This is a genomic window from Streptomyces sp. NPDC101490, from assembly GCF_044767145.1.
In the GTDB taxonomy this organism is placed as follows: Bacteria; Actinomycetota; Actinomycetes; order Streptomycetales; family Streptomycetaceae; genus Streptomyces.
Genome location: NZ_JBIWNI010000016.1, coordinates 100,133 through 121,303, shown reverse-complemented (window position 1 = coordinate 121,303; position 21,171 = coordinate 100,133). Strand labels below are relative to the sequence as shown.

Here is a 21,171-nt window from a genome sequence, read left to right as displayed (position 1 = left end):
GCCGCCGGACCGGGCGCGTGCCCGCGGGGGACCGCGCGGTCCGCGCGATCTGCGCCGCCCACCATAGAACCGCGGGACGCGCTCCCGGAAGCGGACCCCGGGGGGTCGTCCGGAAGCGCGTCGGCTGGCGGGAGCCGCCCGGCGGAGCGGGTCAGAACGGCTTGGTCGGCAGGTACTTGCCGTCCAGGGTGATCACCGCGCGCTCGCCGCCCTCGGGGTCGGCGACCTTCTTCACGTCCAGCCTGAAGTTGATCGCGGAGATGATGCCGTCGCCGAACTGCTCGTGGACCAGGGCCTTCAGGGTGGTCCCGTAGACCTGGAGCATCTCGTAGAAGCGGTAGACGGTGGGGTCGGTCGGGACTCCGCCGTCGATCGAGCCCCGGGTGGGGATGGTCCCGAGCAGCCGGACGGCGTCCTCGTCGAGGCCGAGGAGGGCGGCGACGGCGCGGGCGGCGGGCTCGGGCAGGGCGTGCTGGCCGAGGAGGGCGGCGGTCGTGAAGGCGACGGAGTAGCCGGAGACGTCGGCGATCTCCTGCCAGCTGAGGTCCTTGACGGTCTTGGCCTCGACGGCGGCGAGGGCCAGCTCACGACGGGCGGTGGGGTCCAACTGGGCGTGCACCATGAGGAGTACGTCCTTTCCATGAAGGAGGGAGAAAAGGGGAGGGGAAATAAGGGGAGGGTGGCCGGTGGTTCAGGCGGCCCGGGTCAGGGGGGTGAGTTCCTCTACGGTTCCGTCGGCGATGTCGAAGACCCAGCCGTGCAGCCGTACGTCGCCCTCGGCGAGGGCCCGGGCCACGGAGGGGTGGGTGGCCAGGTTGGCCAGCTGGGCGGCGACGTTCTCGCGGACCAGGGCGGCCACGTCCCCGGCCCGTCCGGCGGCGGCGGTACGGGCCAGCGAGGCGTCGGCGTGCCGCAGCCAGCCCGCGACGGCGGGCGCCCCGGACAGGTCGTGTCCTTCGGCGAGCGCGGTCATCGCACCGCAGGCGGAGTGTCCGCAGACGATGACGTCCCGCACGCCGAGGACGGTGACGGCGTACTCGACGGCGGCGGTGACCCCGTCGGTGCCCGGGGCGTGGGCCGGGACGAGGTTCCCCGCGGTGCGGACCACGAAGAGTTCACCGGGGTCGGTCTGGGTGATCAGCTCGGGGACGACCCGGGCGTCCGAACAGCCGATGAACAGGGTCCCGGGGCGGTGGTCGGAGGCGAGACGGGCGAAGAGACCGGACTTGGCAGGGAAGACCTCCCGCTGGAAGCGGGCGATTCCCTCGGCGAGATGAGGCATGTCCTCACCTTGCATGAACAGGAGCTATAGCGTCCAAGACCTGTCATCGATATCTGCCATAGATGAGGTCTATAGTCGGCGGCATGCAGCCGGAACTCCGCCATCTCCGCTATCTGCTCGCCGTCGCCGAGCACGCCAGCTTCACCCGCGCCGCCGAAGAACTGCGGATCGCCCAGCCGACCCTCTCCCAGCAGGTCAAGCAGTTGGAGAAGGCCCTCGGCGTCCCGCTCCTCGACCGCACCGGCCGCACGGTACGGCTCACCGACGCCGGGGAGGCGTACGCGGAGTACGCCAGGCGCGCCCTCCGGGACCTCGCGGCGGGCGAGCGCGCGGTGCTCGACGTCCACGACCTCTCCCAGGGCAGACTGCGGCTGGCCGCCACCCCCACGTTCACCGCCTACCTCACCGGCCCCCTGGTCGCCGCCTTCCACGGCCGTCACCCGGGCATCGACGTGGAGGTGCGGGAGCTGACCCAGGACCGCGTCGAGGCCGAACTCCTCGCCGACCGGCTCGACCTCGGCATCGCCTTCGAGGGCGGCCATCTCCTGGGCATCGAGGCCACAGGGCTCTTCACCGAGACCCTCGGTCTGGTCGTCGGCCCCGGACATCCCTTCGCGGGACGGACCGAACCGGTCCCGGCGAAGGAACTGAATCACCATCACCTCGCCTTGCTCAGCGGGGACTTCGCCACCCGACGGCACATCGACGCGTACGTCTCCGAGCACGGCGTACGGCCCCGGATCGCGGTCGAGACCAACGCGGTCGGAGCCCTCACCGAGATCGTCCGGCGGACCTCCCTCGCCACCGTCCTGCCCGACGCCGTCACCCGCGACCACCCGCACCTGACCCCCGTGTCCCTCTCCCCCGCGCTGCCGCCGCGCGGGGTCACCCTGCTGCGCCGCGCGGCCGGATACCGCAGCGCGGCGGCCCGCGCCTTCGCCGCCCTGGCCGTGAGCGGCGGGGGCGACGGAGGCGCGGGCCGGGAGGACGCGGACGGGATCGGCGCGGGCCGGGAGGAGGCGAGCGCCGGGAGCCCCGGGAGCGCGGGCGGCTACTCGAAGTAGACGGTGGCGATGAGGGCGTGCCAGGTGTAACGCCCCACCACCCCGTCGGCGCCGCCCTGGACACCGGTGCTCCGCTGGAACTTCACCACCGCGTTGTAGGTCTTGGTGCCGAACACGCCGTCGACGAAGCCGGGCTGGTCCTCGGCACGGACCGCTCCGACCTCCAGGAGGTCCAGCTGGAGCTCCCGGACGCACACGCCCGTCGAGCCCTTGGCGAGGACCACGGTGGGGATCTCCCAGGCCATGTAGACCTCGGAGCCGTAGAGGTTCTTGCACTGCTGGAGTTCCTGGAACCACCAGGCCTGGGCGGGGGCGGCGGCGGGACCGCCGAGGAGGGCGGTGGCGGCCACGAGGAGCGCCCCGGCCCAGGCGGTACGGAAGCGGGTCGCGCGGGTCGTCATGTCGTTCGGTCCTTCGGGGAGGGGGACGGGAGGCGGGGAGGCGGGGAGGCGGCGGAAGGCCGCGGGAGGCCGCGAGAGGGCCGGGCAGCGAGGCTCGACCGGGGTGTCAACCGGTTCCGGCCGGATCAACCGGTTCAGCCGGTTCAGCCGGTTCAGCCGGTTCAGCCGGTTCAGCCGGTTCAGCCGGTTCAGCCGGTTCAGCCGGTGAGGAGCTTCTCCCAGGTCCTCGGGCCGACGATGCCGTCGGAGACGAGACCCCGGTTGCTCTGGAAGCGGCGGATCGCCGAGTCGGTGCGGGCACCGAACTGGCCGTCCACGAAGGGGCCGCCGCTCTGCTCCCACGCCGTCAGGCCGTAGCGCGAGACGAGTTCCTGGAGGCCCCGGACGCAGTCGCCGGTGGCGCCGACCGCGTAGTCGCCCGCCGGGACGGTGTACCCGCCGGGGGAGAGACGGGTGCCGTACGCGTCCTTGCAGATCTTGTACGCGGAGTCGTCCGCGTGGGCGGCCGGTGCGGTGACCAGCAGGGCACCGGTCGCGGCGGCGGCCAGGACGACCGCCGCGAAGCCCTTCGCGGGGCGGAGCTTGCGCATGTCGGGGAGCCTTTCCGAACGTTTTCGCCGAGGACGCCGCAAGCCTGCACCCGTCCGGCCGGGCCCGCCGGGCGTCCCGCCGTCCCGGGACCCGCCCGGTGGACGACCTCCCAGGCCACACCGGGTTCCGCTCGGCACGTCCCTGGGACGTGCCGACCCGCCCGGCGGGAACCCCGGGACCGGCCGATCGCGAACCGGCCGATCACGAACTGGCAGACCGCGAACCGGCCGATCGCGGACCGGCCGATCGACAGGCGGACGCGCAGACCGCCGAACCGCACTCGCGGACCATCGGAGTCCCGGGCCACCGGAACTCCCGTCGCGGGGTCGGCCGATCGGATGACCCTGACATCCACCGATCCGGGCGTACGGGCCAGCCGGGACGACGACGGGCCGACCGGGAGGCCGGTCCCACGATGGAGAGGCGGCGGGCCGCACGGCCCCGGCAGTCGTCCGAGTCCCCTGGAGCAGACCCCCATGAAGCACGTGAAGAAGGCCACCTCGCGCACCCGTGCCGTGACCGGCGGGGCGGTCGTCGCCGCGCTCGCCCTCGGCGGCTTCGGTGCCTACTCGGCCGGCGCCACCGGCAAGGACACGGCCGCCCCGGCCGCCACCGTCGCCGAGGCGGACGCCAAGAACCGCGACACCACCCGGTCGACGCATCTGACGGTCGAGGCGGCGACCAAGGCGGCGCAGGCGACCCTGAAGGCCGCCGAGAAGGAGAACCAGCGCGTCTCCGTCGCCGTCGTCGACCGCAACGGCAACACCCTCGTCACCCTCCGCGGCGACGGCGCGGGCCCCCAGTCCTACGAGTCCGCCGTGAAGAAGGCCTTCACCGCCGTCTCCTGGAACGCCCCCACCTCCGTCCTCGCCGGACGCCTCACCAGCACCCCCAACCTCAAGGACATCCCCGGCACCCTCTTCCTCGCCGGAGGCGCCCCCGTCACCGCCAAGGGCGCCCCCATCGCCGGCATCGGCGTCGCCGGAGCCCCCTCCGGCGACCTCGACGAGAAGTTCGCCCAGGCAGGCATCGCCACCCTCACCCGATGACCACCCGCCCGGGCCGTCGGCCCGGGGCCCGTCGCGCCGCCGACCGGGGCCGCCCCCTCCCCCGTACCGGCGTCACTGCTGGGTGCGGGACAGGCCCCGGCTGATGACGAGGCGCTGGATCTGGTTGGTGCCCTCGAAAATCTGGGTGATCTTGGCTTCGCGCATGTAGCGCTCGACCGGGAAGTCCCGGGTGTAGCCGTAGCCGCCGAGGACCTGGACCGCGTCCGTGGTGACCTTCATGGCGGTGTCGGTGGCTATCAGCTTGGCCGCGCTGGCCTGCCTGCTGAAGGGGCGGCCGAGGTCCCGGCGGCGGGCCGCGTCGAGGTAGGTGGCGCGGGCCGCGTCGACGGCCGCGGCCATGTCGGCGAGGAGGAAGCCGAGGCCCTGGTGGTCGACGATCCGGCGGCCGAAGGTGCTGCGCTCGTTGGCGTAGTCGACGGCGGCGTCCAGGGCCGCCTGGGCGAGGCCGGTGGCGCAGGCCGCGATGCCGAGACGGCCGCTGTCCAGGGCGCTGAAGGCGATCTGGAGTCCCTGCCCCTCGTCCCCTATCAGCCGGTCGGGGGCCAGGAGGGCGCCGTCCCAGTAGGCGGAGGTGGTGGGGACCGCCTGGAGGCCCATCTTGCGCTCGGGGGCGCCGAAGCTGAGGCCCTCGGTGGCGCCGGGGGCGAGGAAGCAGGAGATGCCGTGGCTGCCGGGGGCGGTACGGGCGAAGAGGGCGTAGAAACCGGCTTTGCCGCCGTGGGTGATCCACGCCTTGGTGCCGGTGATCCGGTAGCCGCTGCCGTCCTCCTGGAGTTCGGCCCTGCAGTTCAGGGCGGCGGCGTCGGACCCGGCCTGGGGCTCGGAGAGGCTGTAGCCGCCGACGGTACGGCCCTCCAGCATCGCGGGGAGCCAGCGTTCCTTCTGCTCGGTGGTGCCGAAGGTGTGGAGCGGGTGGCAGGCCAGGGTGTGGACGCTGGTGGCGACGGCGACGGCGGCCCAGCGCGCGGCGAGTTCCTCCAGGACCTGGAGGTAGACCTCGTAGGGCTGGCCCCCGCCGCCGTACTCCTCGGGGTACGGCAGGCCGAGGAGGCCCGCCTTGCCGAGGGTGGCGAAGAGCCCCTCGGGATAGGTCTCGGCGGCCTCGTACGCGTCCACCAGGGGAGAGAGCTCCCTGTCGGCGATCTCCCTGGTGAGGGCGATGAGGTCCGCCGCCTCGGGGGTGGGGAGCAGGCGGTCGACATCCATGGCGACTCCAGCGGCGCGCAAAGTGGTACTGGGACGGGTACTGCAGTACCGCTCAGCGTAGCGCCGACGGGTCGGCCCGTCACCCCCGGGCGGTACCGGGCCTGGAATACTGGGAGCGTGATCGAGACCCCAGCCGTCGATGCCCCGAAGCTGACGGGCCGTGGCGCGGCGCGCCGTTCCGCCCTCTTCGAGGAGCTGGTCGCCCTGCTCGTCGGCGAGGGTTTCGCCCGGCTGACGCTCGACGACCTCGCCGCCCGCCTCCGCTGCTCGAAGCGGACCCTGTACGGCCTGGCCGGAAGCAAGGAACAGCTGGTCAGGGCTGCTGTCGTGCACTTCTTCCGGAGGGCCACGGGCCGGGTCGAGGCGGTTCTGGCCGCCGCGACCGATCCGGCGGACCGGCTGGCCGCCTATCTGCGGGCGGTCTCGGCCGAGCTGGCGCCGGTCTCGCCGCAGTTCTTCGACGACGTGGCCGGTTTCGAACCGGCGGCGGAGGTGTACGAGCGGAACACGCGCGCGGCGGCCGGGCGGGTCCAGCAGCTCATCGAGGAGGGTGTGCGGGCCGGGGTGTTCCGGGAGGTGCACGTGACCTTCGCGGCCGATGTGATCTCCTCCGTGATGGTCCGCATCCAGCGGCGGCAGGTGGCCGCCGCGACCGGTCTGGCCGACGCCGAGGCGTACGAGCAGCTGGCGGAACTGCTGCTCAGCGGCCTGCGCCGGGCCTGAGCACGTACGCCGAAGAGGCCCGGCATCCGCTCCCGGGCCGCACTGGTCGTGCGCGGGTCACCGGGCGTCGGTGGCGGCACCGGCGGACGCGGCTCCGCTTGCGCGCACGACTCCTCAGGGCCCTTTCGGGGAGTGATGGGGAGAAGGGGCGCCGAAGCATCCCGCGTTCAGGTCCTGAAGCCCTCCCCCGACTTAATTCAGGATGTGAGTTAAACCTCAAGAGAAGGGCGCTTCACAGGTCCTGACGGCGGTATGTTGCGCCCAGGACTACTTCACCAGGGGGCCAAGTGACCATGCGGAACGGCCGTACCGTACGCGACCTGCGACGCGAGAACCGCACCGCCGTCCTCCAACGCCTCTACTTCGACGGCCCGATGAGCCGCTTCTCGCTCGGTCCCGCGACCGGCCTCAGCTCGGGATCCGTCAGCAACGTGGTCGCCGAACTCGTCGCGGAGGGCCTCGTCGAGGAGGCGGGCAGCGTCGACTCGGCCGGCGGACGCCCCCGCACCCTGCTCCGGATCACCCCCGGCAGCGGCTGCATGATCGGGGTGGACGTCGGCGAGACCCGGGTCAGGATCGAGCTGTTCGACCTCACCCTCACCGAACTCGCGCGCGCGGAACGCCCGTTGGCCGTGGACGGGGCCGACCCGCACGAGCGGTACGAGGTCGGGGTGGTCGTCGGCCACGTCCGGGAGGGCATCGCCGAGGTGCTGCGCGCGGCGGACGTGCCGCCGGAGCGGCTGCTCGGCGTCGGCGTCGGCGTGCCCGGCATCGTGGCGCGCACCGCCGAGGACGGCGCGGTCGTGCACGGCCAGACCATCGGCTGGGACGCCGTCCCCCTGGAGCGGCTGCTGCGGGCGAGCGTGGCGCTCCCGGAGGGGGTCCCCTACTGGATCGACAACGGCGCGAAGACCCTGGGCCAGGCCGAGATGTGGTTCGGCGCCGGGCGCGGCGCGCGCAGCGCCGTGGTCCTCCTCTTCGGCTCGGGCGTCGGCGCCTGTGTGGTCACGGACCCGATGGGCCCGGGGCGGGCGATCGAGTGGGGCCATCTGACGGTACGGGTGCGGGGGCGCCGCTGCCGCTGCGGCGCCCGGGGCTGCCTGGAGGCGTACGCGGGCGCGGAGGCACTCCTGGAACGGTGGCGGGAGGCAGGCGGGCGGCCCCCGGCGGGCGCGGACGAGGAGACGGCGCTCACCGCGATGCTGGCGGCGGCGTACCCGGCGGGAGCCGGGGCGGAGACAGGGGTGGAGACCGGGACGGGGTCCGCGTCGGGGGCCGGAGTGGGAGCCGGAGTGGAGCCCGACGCGACCGCGCTGGCCGTCCTGGAGGAGACCGCCGAGTATCTGGGCGCCGGTTTCGCGGATCTGATCAATCTGTTCCAGCCGGAGCGCATCCTGGTCGGCGGCTGGGCGGGGCTCCAGCTCGGCGCCCGCTTCCTGGAGACCGTGAAGGGCTACGCGACGGCGTACGCGCTGCGCTACCCGGCGGCGCGGGTCGGCATCGGTCTGGGCACCCTCGGCCCCGACGCGGTGACGGTCGGCGCGGCGATCCTGCCGCTCGCGGACTTCTTCGCCCGGGGCGGGCGGCGGGCAGCGGCGGAGGCCGTCGAGGAGCAGCCCGCGTGGGCGTCGACCGTACGGGAGAGGGCGGCGCACTGAGGGTCCGCCGCCCGGGCCCGCACCGGCCCGCGATTCCCCCGTACGGGACCCCGGGGCGGCCGGTGATCTCCCGGCCCCGGGGCGCGGACACCCACCCGACAGGCCACGGAAAGGGGTCGGTTGCGGGAACTTCCCCCTCCCCGCTTCAGGAACCGGACGGGCGCCCCTCCCCCTCCCCCGGCTGCGGCTGTGGCTGTGGCTCCAGCAGTTGCCGCAGCATCGGGCCCGAGAGGCGCAGTACGTCCTCCAGGTCCGCTTCGGCGATGTACGGCATCCGCAGCATCTCCCGCTGCACCGCGATCCCGAACATGGCCGCCGACACCAGGGCCGCCCGCAACCGCGCGTCCGGACCGTCCAGCGCCTCGGCCAGCGGGTCCACCGCGCCCGTGGTGGTCTTCTCGCGGAGCAGCTGTGCCGCCTCCTCGTTGGTCATCGCGGAGCGCAGCAGGGCGAACATCGGGTCGTTGCGGGGCCCGGCGAAGTCCGCCAGCATCGACCGGAGGTAGTCCTCGGCCTGCTGGTCGGACACCTTCAGCTCGGACGCGTCGAACGACGCCTGCCATTCCACCGCCTCGCGGAACAACTGCTGCTTGGTGCCGAAGTACTTGATGACCGACGACTTGTCGCACTCGGCGGCCGCCGCGATGCCCCGGATCGTGGCGCGCTCATAGCCCTGCAGGGCGAACTCGTGGCGGGCCGCCTCCAGGATGCGCCTGCGGGTCCGCTCGCCCTTGCGCGCCTTCTCCTCCATGGCGGTGCTCCTCGTTCCTCAACTGGCCTGGAGGGTGATCGTACGCGGACGGCCGGGCCGGGGATTCCTCCCGGCCCGGCCGTCTTCGCACGTCAGCCCATGTGCACCGGGGTCGGCCGGTCGGCCGCCCCGGGCGTCGGACGCTTGGCGTTGACCGCGAGTCCGACCACGACGATGCCCGCGACCATCAGGGCCGCCGAACCCACGAGGGCCGCGGTGTAGCCGTCGGTCAGCGCGCTCGCGGCGCGTTCGAGCAGACCGGTGTCCTTCGTCGCCAGCGCCTGGTAGTAGGCGCCGTCCGCGTGGGGCAGCTTCTCGTCGGCCGTGGTCGTCGAGACCGTCGCCAGGACGGCCAGGCCGATCGCTCCGCCGATCTGCTGGGCGGTGTTGAGCAGTGCCGAGGCGATGCCCGCGTCCTTGTGGTCGACACCGGAGACGGCGCCGAGGGTGACGGGCAGGAAGGCCGTACCGAGGCCGACGGCGGTGAGGAACATGGCGGGCATGATGTGGGTCCAGTAGGAGGACTCCGGGGTCATCGTGCCGAACCACAGCATCCCCGCGGCGGCCAGCGCCAGACCCGGGATCGTCAGGGCGCGCGGGGCGAACCGCGCCACCAGCTTCGAACCGGCACCCGTCGCCATGCCCATGCCGAGGCTGAACGGGATGTAGGCCAGTCCGGTCTCCAGCGCGTTGAAGCCGAGCACCTGCTGCATGTAGAGCGACAGGAAGTAGAACATCGCGAACATGCCGGCGCCGATGAACAGCATCGTCACGTACGAGCCCGCGCGGTTCCGGTCGGCCAGCAGGCGCAGCGGCATCATCGGCGCCGCGACCTTGGTCTGGAGGAACACGAAGACGGCCAGGAGGACGGCGGCCGCGCCGAAGAACGCCAGCGTTCCGCCGTTGGTCCAGCCGTGCTCACCGCCCCGGGTGATGGCGTAGACCAGGGAAACGAGACCGGCGGTGCCGGTCACCGCGCCGGGCAGGTCGAGGCGTCCGCGCACCCGGTCGCCCTCGGCGAGCACCTTGGTGCCGAAGAGCACCGCAAGACCGATCGGGACGTTCACGAAGAACACCCAGCGCCAGTCGAGGTACTCGGTCAGCACGCCGCCGAGCAGCAGGCCGACGGTCGCGCCGATGCCGGACATACCGGCGTACACGCCCATCGCCTTGTTCCTCGGGGCGCCCTCCGGGAACGTCGTGGCGATCAGTGACAGTGCGGTCGGTGCCGCCACCGCGGCGCCCACGCCCTGCAGCACGCGCGCGCCGATCAGCAGTTCCGGGCTGGTCGCGAAGCCCCCGAGCAGCGACGCCAGGGTGAACAGCGCGATGCCGACCCGGAACATCCTGCGGCGCCCGAACAGGTCGCCGACACGACCGCCGAGCAGCAGGAGGCCGCCGAAGGCCAGGACGTAGGAGTTGACGACCCAGGCGAGCCCGGAGGCCGAGATGGCCAGGTCCTCCTTGAGGCTCGGCAGCGCGATGTTGGTGATCGTGCCGTCGAGGACGACCATCAGCTGCGCCGAGGCGATGACGATGAGGGCCAGCCCCAGATGACGGCCGGTTCCCGGGGGTGCTGCGGTGGGTGACGACATGACTACCAATCCAGAAAAGTGTACAAGCGTTGCTTTTTTCGGTTCGCACAACCTAACACCTCCGGAATTCATTCCCCCCGGGGGTATGTGACTCAGGCCACACCACTCCGAAGCGGAAATCCCTGGGAGGTCGGAATACCCCTGGGGGGTATATTGCTGGGGTGGATGCGGGACGTACGGAGCCGACGCGGGACACCGCGTACACCCGGCACCGCACAGCACGGCGGACTCGCACACCGGCACGGCGGACATCGCGCGCCGGGCACGGCACAGAAGGCACCACCCAGCACCGGTCCGGCAGCACGCTTCACTCAGCGGGAGACACGATGAAGAGCACGTACGGCCAGGACACGGCGACCGGCCACGGCGGTCGCGGCGGCGCGGCACACCGGGGAGCGGCACCGGGGCACCCGCCCTGCGGGCCCGCCCCCTGCCGGTGGAAGACCCCGGCACACGACGTCGTCCCAGCGCCCCTCCGTGGGGCACGGCCACCGCCCCGGGGCCGCGCCCCACCGCATGGACACGGAAGGAACCCGCCATGCGCCTCTTCGCCCTCCGCGACTACCGCCACCTGTTCGCCGCCCAGGTCATCGCCCTGTTCGGCACCGGTCTGACCACGGTGGCCCTCGGGCTGCTCGCCTACGACCTCGCCGGACCCCGGGCGGGTCTGGTCCTCGGCACCGCCCTCACCATCAAGATGGTCATGTACGTGGTCATCGCCCCGCTGGCGGCCGCGTACGTCGACCGCCTCCCCCGCAGAACCTTCCTGGTCCTCCTCGACGTGGTGCGCGGCGCGGTGGTCCTGGCGCTGCCGCTGATCACCGAGGTCTGGCACGTCTACGTCCTCATCGGCCTGATGCAGGCCGCCTCGGCCGCGTTCACCCCGACGTTCCAGGCCGTGATCCCGGACATCGTCACCGACAGGTCCGCCTACACGCGGGCACTGTCCGCCTCCCAGGTCGCCTCCACCATGGAGAGCCTCCTCAGCCCCGTACTGGCGGCCGTGGCCCTGGCGTTCATGAGCTTCGACCTGCTGTTCCTCGGCACCTCCGCCGGATTCCTCCTGTCCGCGGCGCTGGTCCTGTCGGCGCGCGTCCCCCAGGCCCGTCCCAGCGCCGAGACCCGGGCGTGGGACAGGGCGACGGCGGGGATCAGGACCTTCCTGAGGACACCCCGGCTGCGGGGTGTGATGGCGCTCAACCTCGTGGTCGCGGCGGCGGGTTCGATCGTCGTCGTCAACACCGTCACCCACGTCCGCACCGGGCTCGGCGGCTCGCAGTCGGACGTCGCCTGGATGCTCGCCGCCTCCGGCGGCGGAACGCTCCTCGCCGCCCTCGCGCTGCCCCGCGTCCTCGGACGCGTCTCCGCCCGTACGGTCATGATGACCGGCGCGGCGGTCCTGGTCGGCGGCACGGCCGCCGCGCTGACGCTCCTGACGGCCGGACTGCTCACCTGGGCCGCGACGGCGGTCGTCTGGAGCGCGATCGGTGTCGGCATGGCGCTGGTCATCACACCGACCGGCGGGGTGCTGCGCGGCTCCGTCGGACCGGAGGCGGTCCCGGGGGCCTTCGCGGCCCAGTTCTCCCTCTCGCACCTGGCCTGGCTGATCACCTACCCGGTCGCGGGATGGCTCGGCACGGAAGCGGGCTTCGCTCCCGCCTGGTCCGTCCTCGCGTTCCTCGCCGGGGCGGGGGCCGTCGCCGCCCTCCTCCTGTGGCCGCGCCACGAGGGACGAGGGGCCGTGACCGTACCCGCGAACCCGGCCCTGACGGCTCCCCGGGCGGACAGGTCGACCCTCACCGAGGCCGCCTAGGAAGACACCACCGACAGCCGTCCGAGAAGCAAGCACCCCGGCGCACCACCCCCGCAGCTCGGTGGGTGGTGCGCCGGAGCGGGTGGGGCTACGCCACCGATCCGATCCGTCCGGTGGGTTCGCGGGGGATGTCGTGGTGGATCGGGGTGTGGGCGCCCGTCAGGGAGACGCCCGTGCCGCCGCGCCGGTTGGCGACGATCTCCGCGCCGATCGACAGGGCCGTCTCCTCGGGCGTACGGGCGCCGAGGTCGAGGCCGATCGGGGAGCGCAGCCGGGCGAGTTCGAGTTCGGTGACGCCGACTCCGCGCAGCCGCTCGTTGCGGTCCTCGTGGGTGCGGCGGGAGCCCATCGCGCCGATGTAGGCGACGGGGAGCCGCAGGGCCGCCTTGAGCAGCGGTACGTCGAACTTGGCGTCGTGGGTCAGCACGCACAGCACGGTGCGGCCGTCGACCTCCGTCGACTCCAGATAGCGGTGGGGCCAGGCGACGACAATCTCGTCGGCCTCGGGGAAGCGCGCCGCCGTCGCGAAGACGGGCCGCGCGTCGCAGACGGTGACGTGGTAGCCGAGGAGCTTGCCGACCCGCACCAGGGCGGAGGCGAAGTCGATGGCACCGAAGACGATCATGCGGGGGGCGGGGACGGAGGACTCGACCAGGAGGGTCAGCGGCTGTCCGCAGCGGCTGCCGTCCGCCCCGATCTCCACGGTGCCGGTGCGGCCCGCGTCGAGCATCGCGCGGGCCTCGCCGGCCGCCGTGCGGTCCAGCTCGGGGTGGCCGCCGAGCCCGCCCTCGTATCCGCCGTCGGGGCGGACCAGGAGGGCGCGGCCCAGCAGGTCGTCGGGGCCGGAGACGATCCGGGCCAGGGCCGCCGCCGCTCCGTCGGCGGCGGCGCCGAGCGCGGCGGGGAAGACCCCGCCGCGCACCGGTGTGACGAGGATGTCGATGATTCCGCCGCAGGTCAGGCCGACCGCGAAGGCGTCCTCGTCGCTGTAGCCGAAGCGCTCGACGACGGTCCTGCCGTCGTCGAGGGCCTGGACGCACAGGTCGTACACCGCCCCCTCCACACATCCTCCGGAGACCGAGCCGATCGCCGTGCCCTCGCTGTCGACGGCGAGGGCGGCGCCGGGCTGCCGGGGCGCGCTGCCGCCGACGGCCACCACGGTGGCGACGGCGAAGGCGCGTCCCTGCTCGACCCACCGGTGCAGCTCCTCGGCGATGTCCAGCATCTCGGTTCTCCTCTGGGAAGGGGCGGGAAGGGGCGGGGGGCGTCAGCCGACGCCGAGCCAGCTCTCGACGGGGTGGATGGCGAAGTACACGACGAAGATCGCGGTGAGGCCCCACATGAAGGCGCCGACCTCGCGCGCCTTGCCCTGCGCCGTCTTGATCACGACGTAGGAGATCACACCAGCGGCGACGCCCGTGGTGATCGTGTACGTGAAGGGCATGAGGACCACGGTGAGGAACACCGGGATGGCGACGGAACGGTCGCTCCAGTCCACGTGCTTGGCGTTCTGCATCATCATCGAGCCGATGACGACCAGGGCGGCGGCGGCCACCTCCTGCGGCACGATCGTGGTGAGCGGCGTGAAGAAGAGGCAGAGGGCGAAGAATCCGCCGGTGACCACGGAGGCCAGACCCGTGCGGGCACCCTCGCCGACGCCGGTCGCGGACTCGACGAAGACCGTCTGCCCGGAGGCTCCGCCCACACCTCCGACGATACCGCCGGCGCCGTCGATGAAGAGCGCCTTGGAGAGACCGGGCATCCGGCCCTTGTCGTCGGCGAGCTTCGCCTCGGTGCCGACACCGAGGATGGTCGCCATGGCGTCGAAGAACCCGGCGAGCACCAGGGTGAAGACGATCATGCTGATGGTGATGTAGCCGACATCTCCCCAGCCGCTGAAGGACACGTGGCCCATCAGGGAGAAGTCCGGTGCGGTGACCGCGCTGCCGTGGAGCTCCGGCGGGCCGGAGAACCAGGCCTTGACCGGGATGTCCGCGACCGCGTTCAGGACGACGGCGACGAGGGTGCCCGCGACGATGCCGATCAGGATGGCGCCGGGGATGTTGCGGGCCTGGAGCGCGAAGATCAGCAGCAGGGTGACGGCGAAGATCAGTACCGGCCAGCCCTGGAGTTCACCGGCCGGGCCGAGGGTCACGGGACCGCCGCCCGGGGCGGGGTTCTCGTGCACGAATCCGGCCTTCACGAAGCCGATGATCGCGATGAAGAGGCCGATGCCGATGGTGATGGCGTGCTTCAGCGCGAGCGGTATCGCGTTCATGATCATCTCGCGGAGGCCGGTGACGACCAGGAGACAGATCACGGCGCCGTACGCCACGGACATGCCCATGGCCTGCGGCCAGGTCATGACCGGCGCGACCTGCGAGGCCATGACGCCGGAGACGCTCAGACCGGCGGCGAGGGCGAGGGGCACCTTGCCCCAGAAGCCCATGAGCAGGGTCGTCGCCGCCGCGGCCAGGGCGGTGGCGGTGATCAGGGCGGGCTGGCTCAGCAGATCGCCGTTGACGTCCTTGCCGCTGAGGATCAGCGGGTTGAGCAGGAGGATGTACGCCATCGCCATGAAGGTGGTGACGCCGCCTCGGATCTCCGTCGCGACGGAGGAACCTCTCTCCGAGATGTGGAAGTACCGGTCGAGCCAGGATCTGCCGGCGGGGTTGCGCGAGCCGGAGCCCGCGTCCTCTGCGCTGGTCCTGGGCTCCACGGACTGGGTCATGGGGCCTACTCCCAAGGTTCAAAGGGGCACCCGCACGGGACCGGAGAGGGACTCCGGCCCTTCGAAGTCGCGGGATTTGGGATGGTGCGTGGCTGCACGACACGGGGGACGGCCCGGGACGAACGCTTGGATCGGTACTGATGGATCTGTACTGGTGGATCGGTACTGGTGGATCGGTACTGGTGGATCGGTACTGGTGGATCGGTACTACGGGACGGTGCGGTCACCGCGGATCACGCGGTGCGGTGCTGTCGGTTCTGTTGGTGCTGTTGGTGCGGTGCTGCGGCGGTACTGCCCTGGGGGCAGGCTCCGGGCGGTGCGGGCGGCGGACGCGTGAGGTTCCGGTTCCGGGGAAGGCACGGACCGCCCGGAGGGTCCTACAGCGTGCCGGTGAGCGCCTCGGGGCGGACCGGCGTCTTGTTGAGCTCCAGACCCGTCGCGTTCCGGATCGCCGCGAGGACGGCCGGGGTGGACGACAGGGTCGGGGCCTCGCCGATGCCCCGCAGGCCGTACGGCGCGTTGGGGTCGGCCAGTTGGAGCACGTCGACCGGGATGGTCGGCGTGTCGAGGATCGTCGGGATCAGGTAGTCCGTGAAGGACGGGTTGCGCACCTTCGCGGTCTTCGGGTCGACGATGATCTCCTCCATCACCGCGACGCCCAGGCCCTGGGTGGTGCCACCCTGGATCTGGCCGACGACGGAGAGCATGTTGAGCGCCTTGCCGACGTCCTGGGCGGTGGCCAGCTCGACGACCTTCACCAGGCCCAGCTCGGTGTCCACCTCCACCACCGCGCGGTGCGCGGCGAAGGTGTACTGGACGTGGCCGAAGCCCTGTCCGGTGACCAGGTCGAACGCCTGGGTCGGGCGGTGCCGGAACTCCAGCTCGACGTCGATCGGCTCCTCGCCGTCCAGGACCTCGGCGAGGGTCGCGAGGACCTCGCCGCCGTCGGTGACGACCTTGCCGTCCTCCAGGAGGAGTTCGGCGGTGGCCCAGGCGGGGTGGTAGGAGCCGTTCTTGCGGCGGCCGATCTCCAGGACCTTCTCGCGGACGGCCTCACAGGTGTTCTTCACCGCGCCGCCGGTCATGTACGTCTGCCGGGAGGCGGACGTCGAACCGGCGGAGCCGACCTGGGTGTCGGCCGGGTGGATCGTCACCTGGGTGACGCCGAGCTCGGTGCGGGCGATCTGGGCGTGCACGGTGACACCGCCCTGGCCGACCTCCGCCATGGCGGTGTGGACCATGGCGACGGGCTCGCCGTTGATGAGCTGGAGGACCACGCGGGCGGTCGAGTAGTCGTCGAAGCCCTCGGAGAAGCCGACGTTCTTGATGCCGACGGCGTAGCCGACGCCCCGCACGACACCTTCGCCGTGGGTGGTGTTGGAGAGGCCGCCGGGCAGCGCGCGGACGTCCGCGCCCTCGCCCGCCGTCTCCCACTGGCGCTCCGGCGGCATGGGGCGGGCCTTGACCCGGCGGAGCAGTTCGGCGACCGGGGCCGGGGAGTCCACGACCTGCCCGGTGGGCATGACCGTGCCCTGCTCCATGGCGTTGAGCTGGCGGAACTCGACGGGATCCATGTCCAGCTTCGCCGCGAGCCTGTCCATCTGGGCCTCGTAGGCGAAGCACGCCTGGACCGCGCCGAAGCCGCGCATCGCGCCGCAGGGCGGGTTGTTGGTGTAGAGCGCGATGGCCTCGATGTCGACGTCGTCGATCACGTACGGGCCGACGGAGAGCGAGGAGGCGTTGCCGACGACGGCCGGGGAGGCCGAGGCGTAGGCGCCGCCGTCGAGCACGATCCGGCACTTCATGTGGGTGAGCTTGCCGTCCTTGGTGGCGCCGTGCTCGTACCAGAGCTTCGCCGGGTGGCGGTGCACATGGCCGAAGAAGGACTCGAAGCGGTTGTAGACGATCTTGACGGGCTTGCCGGTGCGCAGGGCGAGCAGGCAGGCGTGGATCTGCATCGAGATGTCCTCGCGGCCGCCGAAGGCGCCGCCGACGCCGGAGAGCGTCATGCGGACCTTGTCCTCGGGGAGGCCGAGGACGGGGGCGATCTGCTTGAGGTCGGAGTGCAGCCACTGGGTGGCGACGTAGAGGTCGACGCCGCCGTCCTCGGCGGGTACGGCGAGGCCGGACTCGGGGCCGAGGAAGGCCTGGTCCTGCATCCCGAAGACGTACTCACCGGAGACGATGACGTCGGCGCGCTTGGCGGCCTCGTCCGCGTCGCCGCGGACGATCGGCTGTCGGTGCACGATGTTGGGGTGCGGGACGTGGCCGATGTGGTGGTCGTCGCGGCCCTCGTGGATGAGGGGCGCGCCGGGGGCGAGGGCGGACGCCTCGTCGGTGACGACGGGCAGTTCCCGGTAGTCGATCCGGATCTTGGCGGCGGCGCGGCGGGCGGTCTCGGGGTGGTCGGCGGCGACCAGTGCGACGGGTTCGCCGTGGTGCCGGACCCGGCCGTGGGCGAGGACGGGGGTGTCCTGGATCTCCAGGCCGTAGTTCTTCATCTCGGCGGGCAGGTCGTCGTACGTGAGCACGGCGTACACGCCGGACATGGCGAGGGCCTCGGAGACGTCGATGGAGACGATCTCGGCGTGCGCGACGGTCGAGCGGAGCGTCTGGCCCCAGAGCATGTCCTCGTGCCACATGTCCGAGGAGTAGGCGAACTCGCCGGTGACCTTGAGGGTGCCGTCCGGGCGGAGGGTGGACTCGCCGATGCCGCCCCTGGTGTGGTTCTGGGTGACGTTGGTCGGCGTACCGGCCGGTGCGGTGCGGGTGTGCTGTGCCATGGTCAGACCGCCTCTCCCTGCCGGGCGGCCGCCAGGCGGACCGCGTCGAGGATCTTCTCGTAGCCCGTGCAGCGGCAGAGGTTGCCGGAGAGGGCCTCCCGGATGTCCTGGTCGGACGGGTCGGCCTGCCGCTCCAGGAGTTCGTCGGCGGCGATCAGCAGACCCGGGGTGCAGAAGCCGCACTGGACGGCGCCCGCGTCGATGAACGCCTGCTGGATCGGGGAGAGTTCGACGCCCTCGCCGGTCTGCGAGTCCTGACCGGGCCTGGCCTGCCACCTCTTGGCGGCGTCGAGGGAGGTGCCGCAGGAGCCGGTGGCGCAACCGCCGTTCTCCTTGCGCTCCTTGGCGTACTCGGCGAGGCCTTCGACGGTGACGACCTCGCGGCCCTCGACCTGTCCGGCGGCGACCAGGCAGGAGCACACCGGCACCCCGTCGAGGCGGACCGTGCAGGAGCCGCATTCGCCCTGCTCGCAGGCGTTCTTGGAGCCGGGCAGGCCCAGCCGCTCCCGCAGGACGTAGAGGAGGGACTCGCCCTCCCAGACGTCGTCGGCCTCCTGCGGGCGTCCGTTGACCGTGAAATTGACGCGCATGGTTATGCAGCTCCCTCAAGCGTGCGACCGCTGCCGCGGTACTGCTCCCAGGTCCAGCCGAGCTGTCGGCGGGCCATGATGCCGACGGCGTGGCGGCGGTACTTGGCGGTGCCCCGGACATCGTCGATCGGGTTGGCGGCACCCGAGCAGAGGTCGGCGAACTGCTTCGCCACCGACGGGGTGATGATCTTGCCGTTGTCCCAGAACCCGCCTTCCTCCAGAGCCGCGTTGAGGAACTCCTCGGCCTCCTTGGCGCGGATCGGGGTGGGCGCGGCGGAACCGATGCCGGTCCGCACGGTCCGGGTCTCCGGGTGCAGGGCCAGGCCGAACGCGCAGACCGCGATGACCATCGCGTTGCGGGTGCCGACCTTTGAATACTGCTGGGGACCGTCGGCCTTCTTGATGTGGACGGTCTTGATGAGTTCGTCGGCCTGGAGCGCGTTGCGCTTCACGCCGGTGTAGAACGCGTCGATCGGGATGAGGCGGCTGCCGCGCACCGATTCGACCTCGACCTCGGCGCCCGCGGCGAGCAGCGCCGGATGGGCGTCACCGGCGGGCGAGGCGGTGCCGAGGTTGCCCCCGACGCCGCCGCGGTTGCGGATCTGCGGGGAGGCCACCGTGTGCGAGGCGAGCGCGAGGCCCGGCAGCTCGGCACGGAGGTTCTCCATGATCTGGGTGTACGGCACGGAAGCGCCGAGGCGGACGTTCTCCTCGCCGACCTCCCAGTCGCGCAGCAGCTCGATGCGGTTCAGGTCCAGGAGGTACTCGGGCCGCCGGTGGTCGAAGTTGATCTCGACCATCACGTCCGTGCCTCCGGAGAGGGGCACGGCCGTGGGGTGCTCTGCCTTGGCGGCGAGCGCCTCCTCCCAGGTGGCGGGACGAAGGAAGTCCATGGTGGCTCTCTTCCAGTGATTCTGGTGATCAGGGGTCTCACGCGGGGTTCCGGGGAGACGGCCGGCCCTCGACGTCGTCACGTTCATGTGCTGTTCACGCGGTGTGTGGCCCAGTACACAAGCCACGATGGCCCGGGTGCAGTCACTGAAAACATGAAGGAGTTGGCTGGGTCCCGTCGTCGTCTTGTAGATTCGAACGAAAGACGGGGAACCGAAACCTCTCTGTTTCCCCCTGGAAACGGTGGCCCCACGCCACCGTCGACAACGCGACACCTTCACCACCACTGACAAGGAACGGCGGCGACACGATGCGGCTGCGCGCACTGCTGGAGAACGACGCGCTCGGGCTGCGCCTGCTCGGCGGCGAGGACGAGCTGGACCGCAGTGTCCGCGGCGTGATGACGACGGACCTCAAGGACCCCAGCCGGTACCTTTCCGGCGGCGAGCTGGTCCTCACCGGGCTCGCCTGGCTGCGGGAGCCGTCCGACGCGGAGCCCTTCGCCCGCATCCTGGCCTCGGCCGGGGTCGCGGCGCTGGCGGCGGGCGAGGCCGAGCTCGGCGACATCCCTGAGGATCTCGTACGGGCGTGTTCGCGCCATCGGCTGCCGCTGTTCGCGGTCAACGAGTCCGTTGCTTTCGCGACCATCACCGAGCACGTTGTTCGACAGGTCTCCGGCGAGCGGGCCGGGGACCTGGCCGCCGTCGTCGACCGGCACCGCAGGCTGATGACCTCGGGCCCGGCGGGCGGCGGCCCGGAGGTCGTCCTCGACCTGCTCGGCTCCGACCTGGACCTCCGGGCCTGGGTCCTCTCCCCCACCGGCCGCCAGATCGCGGGCGCGGGCGAGCCCCTGCCGGCCGGTCTGGCCGCCTCCCTGGCCGGGGAGCACCTGGCCGCCACCCGGACCGGCCGGCGCGGTCCGCACCGGCTGACCACCGGCGGAACGACCTACTCCCTCTTCCCGATCCGCAACACCGGCCGGGGCGCCGTCCCCGCCTCCCGGGACGTGCGCGAGACCGTCCTGTCGGACTGGCTGCTCGCCGTCGAGGCGGACGCCGGGGACTGGCCCGCCGCCCGGCTCGACCTGCTCCAGGGCGTGACCCAGCTGATCGCCGTCGAACGGGACCGGCGCGACGCGGCCCGTACGGTCCGCAGGCGGCTCGCCCAGGAGGTCCTGGAGCTGGTGCAGACGGGCGCGGCGCCCGCCGAGATCGCCGCCCGGCTGCGGGTCGCCGCCCCGGTGCTGCTGCCCGGCCTCGGCACGGCCCCGCACTGGCAGGTGGTCGTGGCCCGGGTCGAATGGGAGCAGGAGGCCGGTCACGGCCCCGCCGTGGAGGCGGGCCCGGTGGCGCAGGCGCTCCTGGAGGAGATCCTGGTGGATCCGGCGACCGTGGGCGCCGAGTCCACCGACCGGATCGCCGTCGCGCACAGCGGCGACGAGGCCATCGCGCTGGTCCCGCTCGCGGCGGGACCGCTGCCGGACAGCGAGGACGAGGGCACGGCGTCCGCGCTCGGCCTGCACGCCGACGCCCTCCTGGCGGCCGTACGGGCTCCGCTGTCGGCCGGGCTCGCCGACGACGGGCGGCTCACCCTCGGCGTCAGCGCCGCCGTGCATTCGGCGGAGGGACTGCGCGGGGCCCTGGAGGAGGCCCGGCACGCCCGCCGGGTCGCCGCCGCCCGGCCCGGCCGGGTGTGCGCCGCCGGGCACCACGAGCTGGCCTCGCACGTGCTGCTGCTGCCGTTCGTGCCGGACGACGTCCGGCGGGCCTTCACGGCCCGGCTGCTCGACCCGCTGCGCGACTACGACCGGCGGCACCGGGCGGAGCTGATCCCCACCCTGGAGGCGTTCCTGGACTGCGACGGCTCCTGGACGCGCTGCGCGACCCGGCTGCACCTGCACGTGAACACGCTCCGCTACCGGGTCGGCCGGATCGAGCAGCTCACCGGCCGCGATCTCTCCCGGCTGGAGGACAAGCTCGACTTCTTCCTCGCCCTGCGCATGAGCTGAGGAGCGGGGGCCCG

The 21,171-nt window shown here is 72.3% G+C and carries 18 protein-coding genes; 6 read left to right on the top strand and 12 right to left on the bottom strand.

Translation table 11 applies throughout. The features are described 5' to 3' along the window. Window positions 1–151 precede the first annotated feature (151 nt). Both cynS and ACIRQY_RS25355 read right to left on the bottom strand, forming a co-directional pair. Complete coding sequence (gene cynS, locus ACIRQY_RS25360) at window positions 152–622, bottom strand: cyanase (RefSeq protein ID WP_403929560.1); 471 nt, start codon at window positions 620–622, stop codon at window positions 152–154. 69 nt (window positions 623–691) lie between these two features. Then, complete coding sequence (locus tag ACIRQY_RS25355; protein WP_403929557.1) at window positions 692–1,282, bottom strand: carbonic anhydrase; 591 nt, start codon at window positions 1,280–1,282, stop codon at window positions 692–694. An 83-nt stretch (window positions 1,283–1,365) separates the two neighbouring features. On the opposite strand from ACIRQY_RS25355, the gene cynR reads away from it, so the two are divergent. After that, window positions 1,366–2,346: a transcriptional regulator CynR gene (cynR, locus tag ACIRQY_RS25350; protein ID WP_403929554.1), complete on the top strand. Its 981-nt coding sequence runs from the start codon at window positions 1,366–1,368 to the stop codon at window positions 2,344–2,346. On the opposite strand, the gene ACIRQY_RS25345 is transcribed toward cynR, so the two are convergent. Continuing rightward, on the bottom strand, window positions 2,334–2,747 hold the full coding sequence (locus ACIRQY_RS25345) for a peptidoglycan-binding protein (protein WP_403929552.1): 414 nt from the start codon (window positions 2,745–2,747) through the stop codon (window positions 2,334–2,336). The genes cynR and ACIRQY_RS25345 overlap by 13 nt on opposite strands. 197 nt (window positions 2,748–2,944) lie before the next feature. After that, complete coding sequence (locus ACIRQY_RS25340) at window positions 2,945–3,337, bottom strand: peptidoglycan-binding protein (RefSeq protein ID WP_403929549.1); 393 nt, start codon at window positions 3,335–3,337, stop codon at window positions 2,945–2,947. A gap of 486 nt (window positions 3,338–3,823) precedes the next feature. On the opposite strand from ACIRQY_RS25340, the gene ACIRQY_RS25335 reads away from it, so the two are divergent. Then, a complete protein-coding gene (locus tag ACIRQY_RS25335; RefSeq protein ID WP_403929675.1) occupies window positions 3,824–4,387 on the top strand; it encodes a heme-binding protein in 564 nt (187 codons plus the stop codon). A 72-nt stretch (window positions 4,388–4,459) separates the two neighbouring features. On the opposite strand, the gene ACIRQY_RS25330 is transcribed toward ACIRQY_RS25335, so the two are convergent. Next, complete coding sequence (locus tag ACIRQY_RS25330; RefSeq protein WP_351789936.1) at window positions 4,460–5,614, bottom strand: acyl-CoA dehydrogenase family protein; 1,155 nt, start codon at window positions 5,612–5,614, stop codon at window positions 4,460–4,462. A 117-nt stretch (window positions 5,615–5,731) separates the two neighbouring features. Between ACIRQY_RS25330 and ACIRQY_RS25325 the strand changes: the two genes are divergently transcribed. Further along, on the top strand, window positions 5,732–6,337 hold the full coding sequence (locus ACIRQY_RS25325) for a TetR/AcrR family transcriptional regulator (protein ID WP_351789939.1): 606 nt from the start codon (window positions 5,732–5,734) through the stop codon (window positions 6,335–6,337). A 293-nt stretch (window positions 6,338–6,630) separates the two neighbouring features. Beyond that, entirely contained in the window at window positions 6,631–7,995 is a 1,365-nt protein-coding gene (locus ACIRQY_RS25320) for an ROK family protein (protein WP_403929672.1), read from the top strand. 145 nt (window positions 7,996–8,140) lie between these two features. Here ACIRQY_RS25320 and ACIRQY_RS25315 read toward each other — a convergent pair whose 3' ends face one another. Together ACIRQY_RS25315 and ACIRQY_RS25310 are read right to left on the bottom strand one after the other, a co-directional pair. Beyond that, window positions 8,141–8,746, bottom strand: a complete 606-nt coding sequence (locus tag ACIRQY_RS25315; protein ID WP_403929544.1) for a TetR family transcriptional regulator — start codon at window positions 8,744–8,746, stop codon at window positions 8,141–8,143. A 92-nt stretch (window positions 8,747–8,838) separates the two neighbouring features. Then, complete coding sequence (locus tag ACIRQY_RS25310) at window positions 8,839–10,341, bottom strand: MFS transporter (RefSeq protein ID WP_403929541.1); 1,503 nt, start codon at window positions 10,339–10,341, stop codon at window positions 8,839–8,841. A gap of 538 nt (window positions 10,342–10,879) precedes the next feature. On the opposite strand from ACIRQY_RS25310, the gene ACIRQY_RS25305 reads away from it, so the two are divergent. Further along, window positions 10,880–12,154: an MFS transporter gene (locus ACIRQY_RS25305; protein WP_403929538.1), complete on the top strand. Its 1,275-nt coding sequence runs from the start codon at window positions 10,880–10,882 to the stop codon at window positions 12,152–12,154. An 88-nt stretch (window positions 12,155–12,242) separates the two neighbouring features. Here ACIRQY_RS25305 and ACIRQY_RS25300 read toward each other — a convergent pair whose 3' ends face one another. The 5 genes from ACIRQY_RS25300 to ACIRQY_RS25280 all read right to left on the bottom strand — a co-directional run bounded on the left by ACIRQY_RS25300 (window position 12,243) and on the right by ACIRQY_RS25280 (window position 19,151). Next, window positions 12,243–13,379 carry an XdhC family protein gene (locus ACIRQY_RS25300; protein ID WP_403929535.1) on the bottom strand — a complete coding sequence of 379 codons (1,137 nt, stop codon included), beginning with the start codon at window positions 13,377–13,379 and terminating at the stop codon, window positions 12,243–12,245. A 42-nt stretch (window positions 13,380–13,421) separates the two neighbouring features. After that, window positions 13,422–14,885, bottom strand: a complete 1,464-nt coding sequence (locus tag ACIRQY_RS25295; protein WP_351789954.1) for an NCS2 family permease — start codon at window positions 14,883–14,885, stop codon at window positions 13,422–13,424. A gap of 377 nt (window positions 14,886–15,262) precedes the next feature. Next, on the bottom strand, window positions 15,263–17,668 hold the full coding sequence (gene pucD, locus ACIRQY_RS25290) for a xanthine dehydrogenase subunit D (protein WP_403929532.1): 2,406 nt from the start codon (window positions 17,666–17,668) through the stop codon (window positions 15,263–15,265). Window positions 17,669–17,670: 2 nt separating this feature from the next. Then, window positions 17,671–18,258: a (2Fe-2S)-binding protein gene (locus ACIRQY_RS25285; protein ID WP_403929529.1), complete on the bottom strand. Its 588-nt coding sequence runs from the start codon at window positions 18,256–18,258 to the stop codon at window positions 17,671–17,673. Window positions 18,259–18,260: 2 nt separating this feature from the next. Then, a complete protein-coding gene (locus tag ACIRQY_RS25280; RefSeq protein ID WP_351789962.1) occupies window positions 18,261–19,151 on the bottom strand; it encodes a xanthine dehydrogenase family protein subunit M in 891 nt (296 codons plus the stop codon). Window positions 19,152–19,459: 308 nt separating this feature from the next. Here ACIRQY_RS25280 and ACIRQY_RS25275 point away from each other — a divergent pair, with 308 nt between their 5' ends. Further along, on the top strand, window positions 19,460–21,157 hold the full coding sequence (locus tag ACIRQY_RS25275) for a PucR family transcriptional regulator ligand-binding domain-containing protein (RefSeq protein WP_351789965.1): 1,698 nt from the start codon (window positions 19,460–19,462) through the stop codon (window positions 21,155–21,157). The last annotated feature ends 14 nt before the right edge of the window (window positions 21,158–21,171 follow it).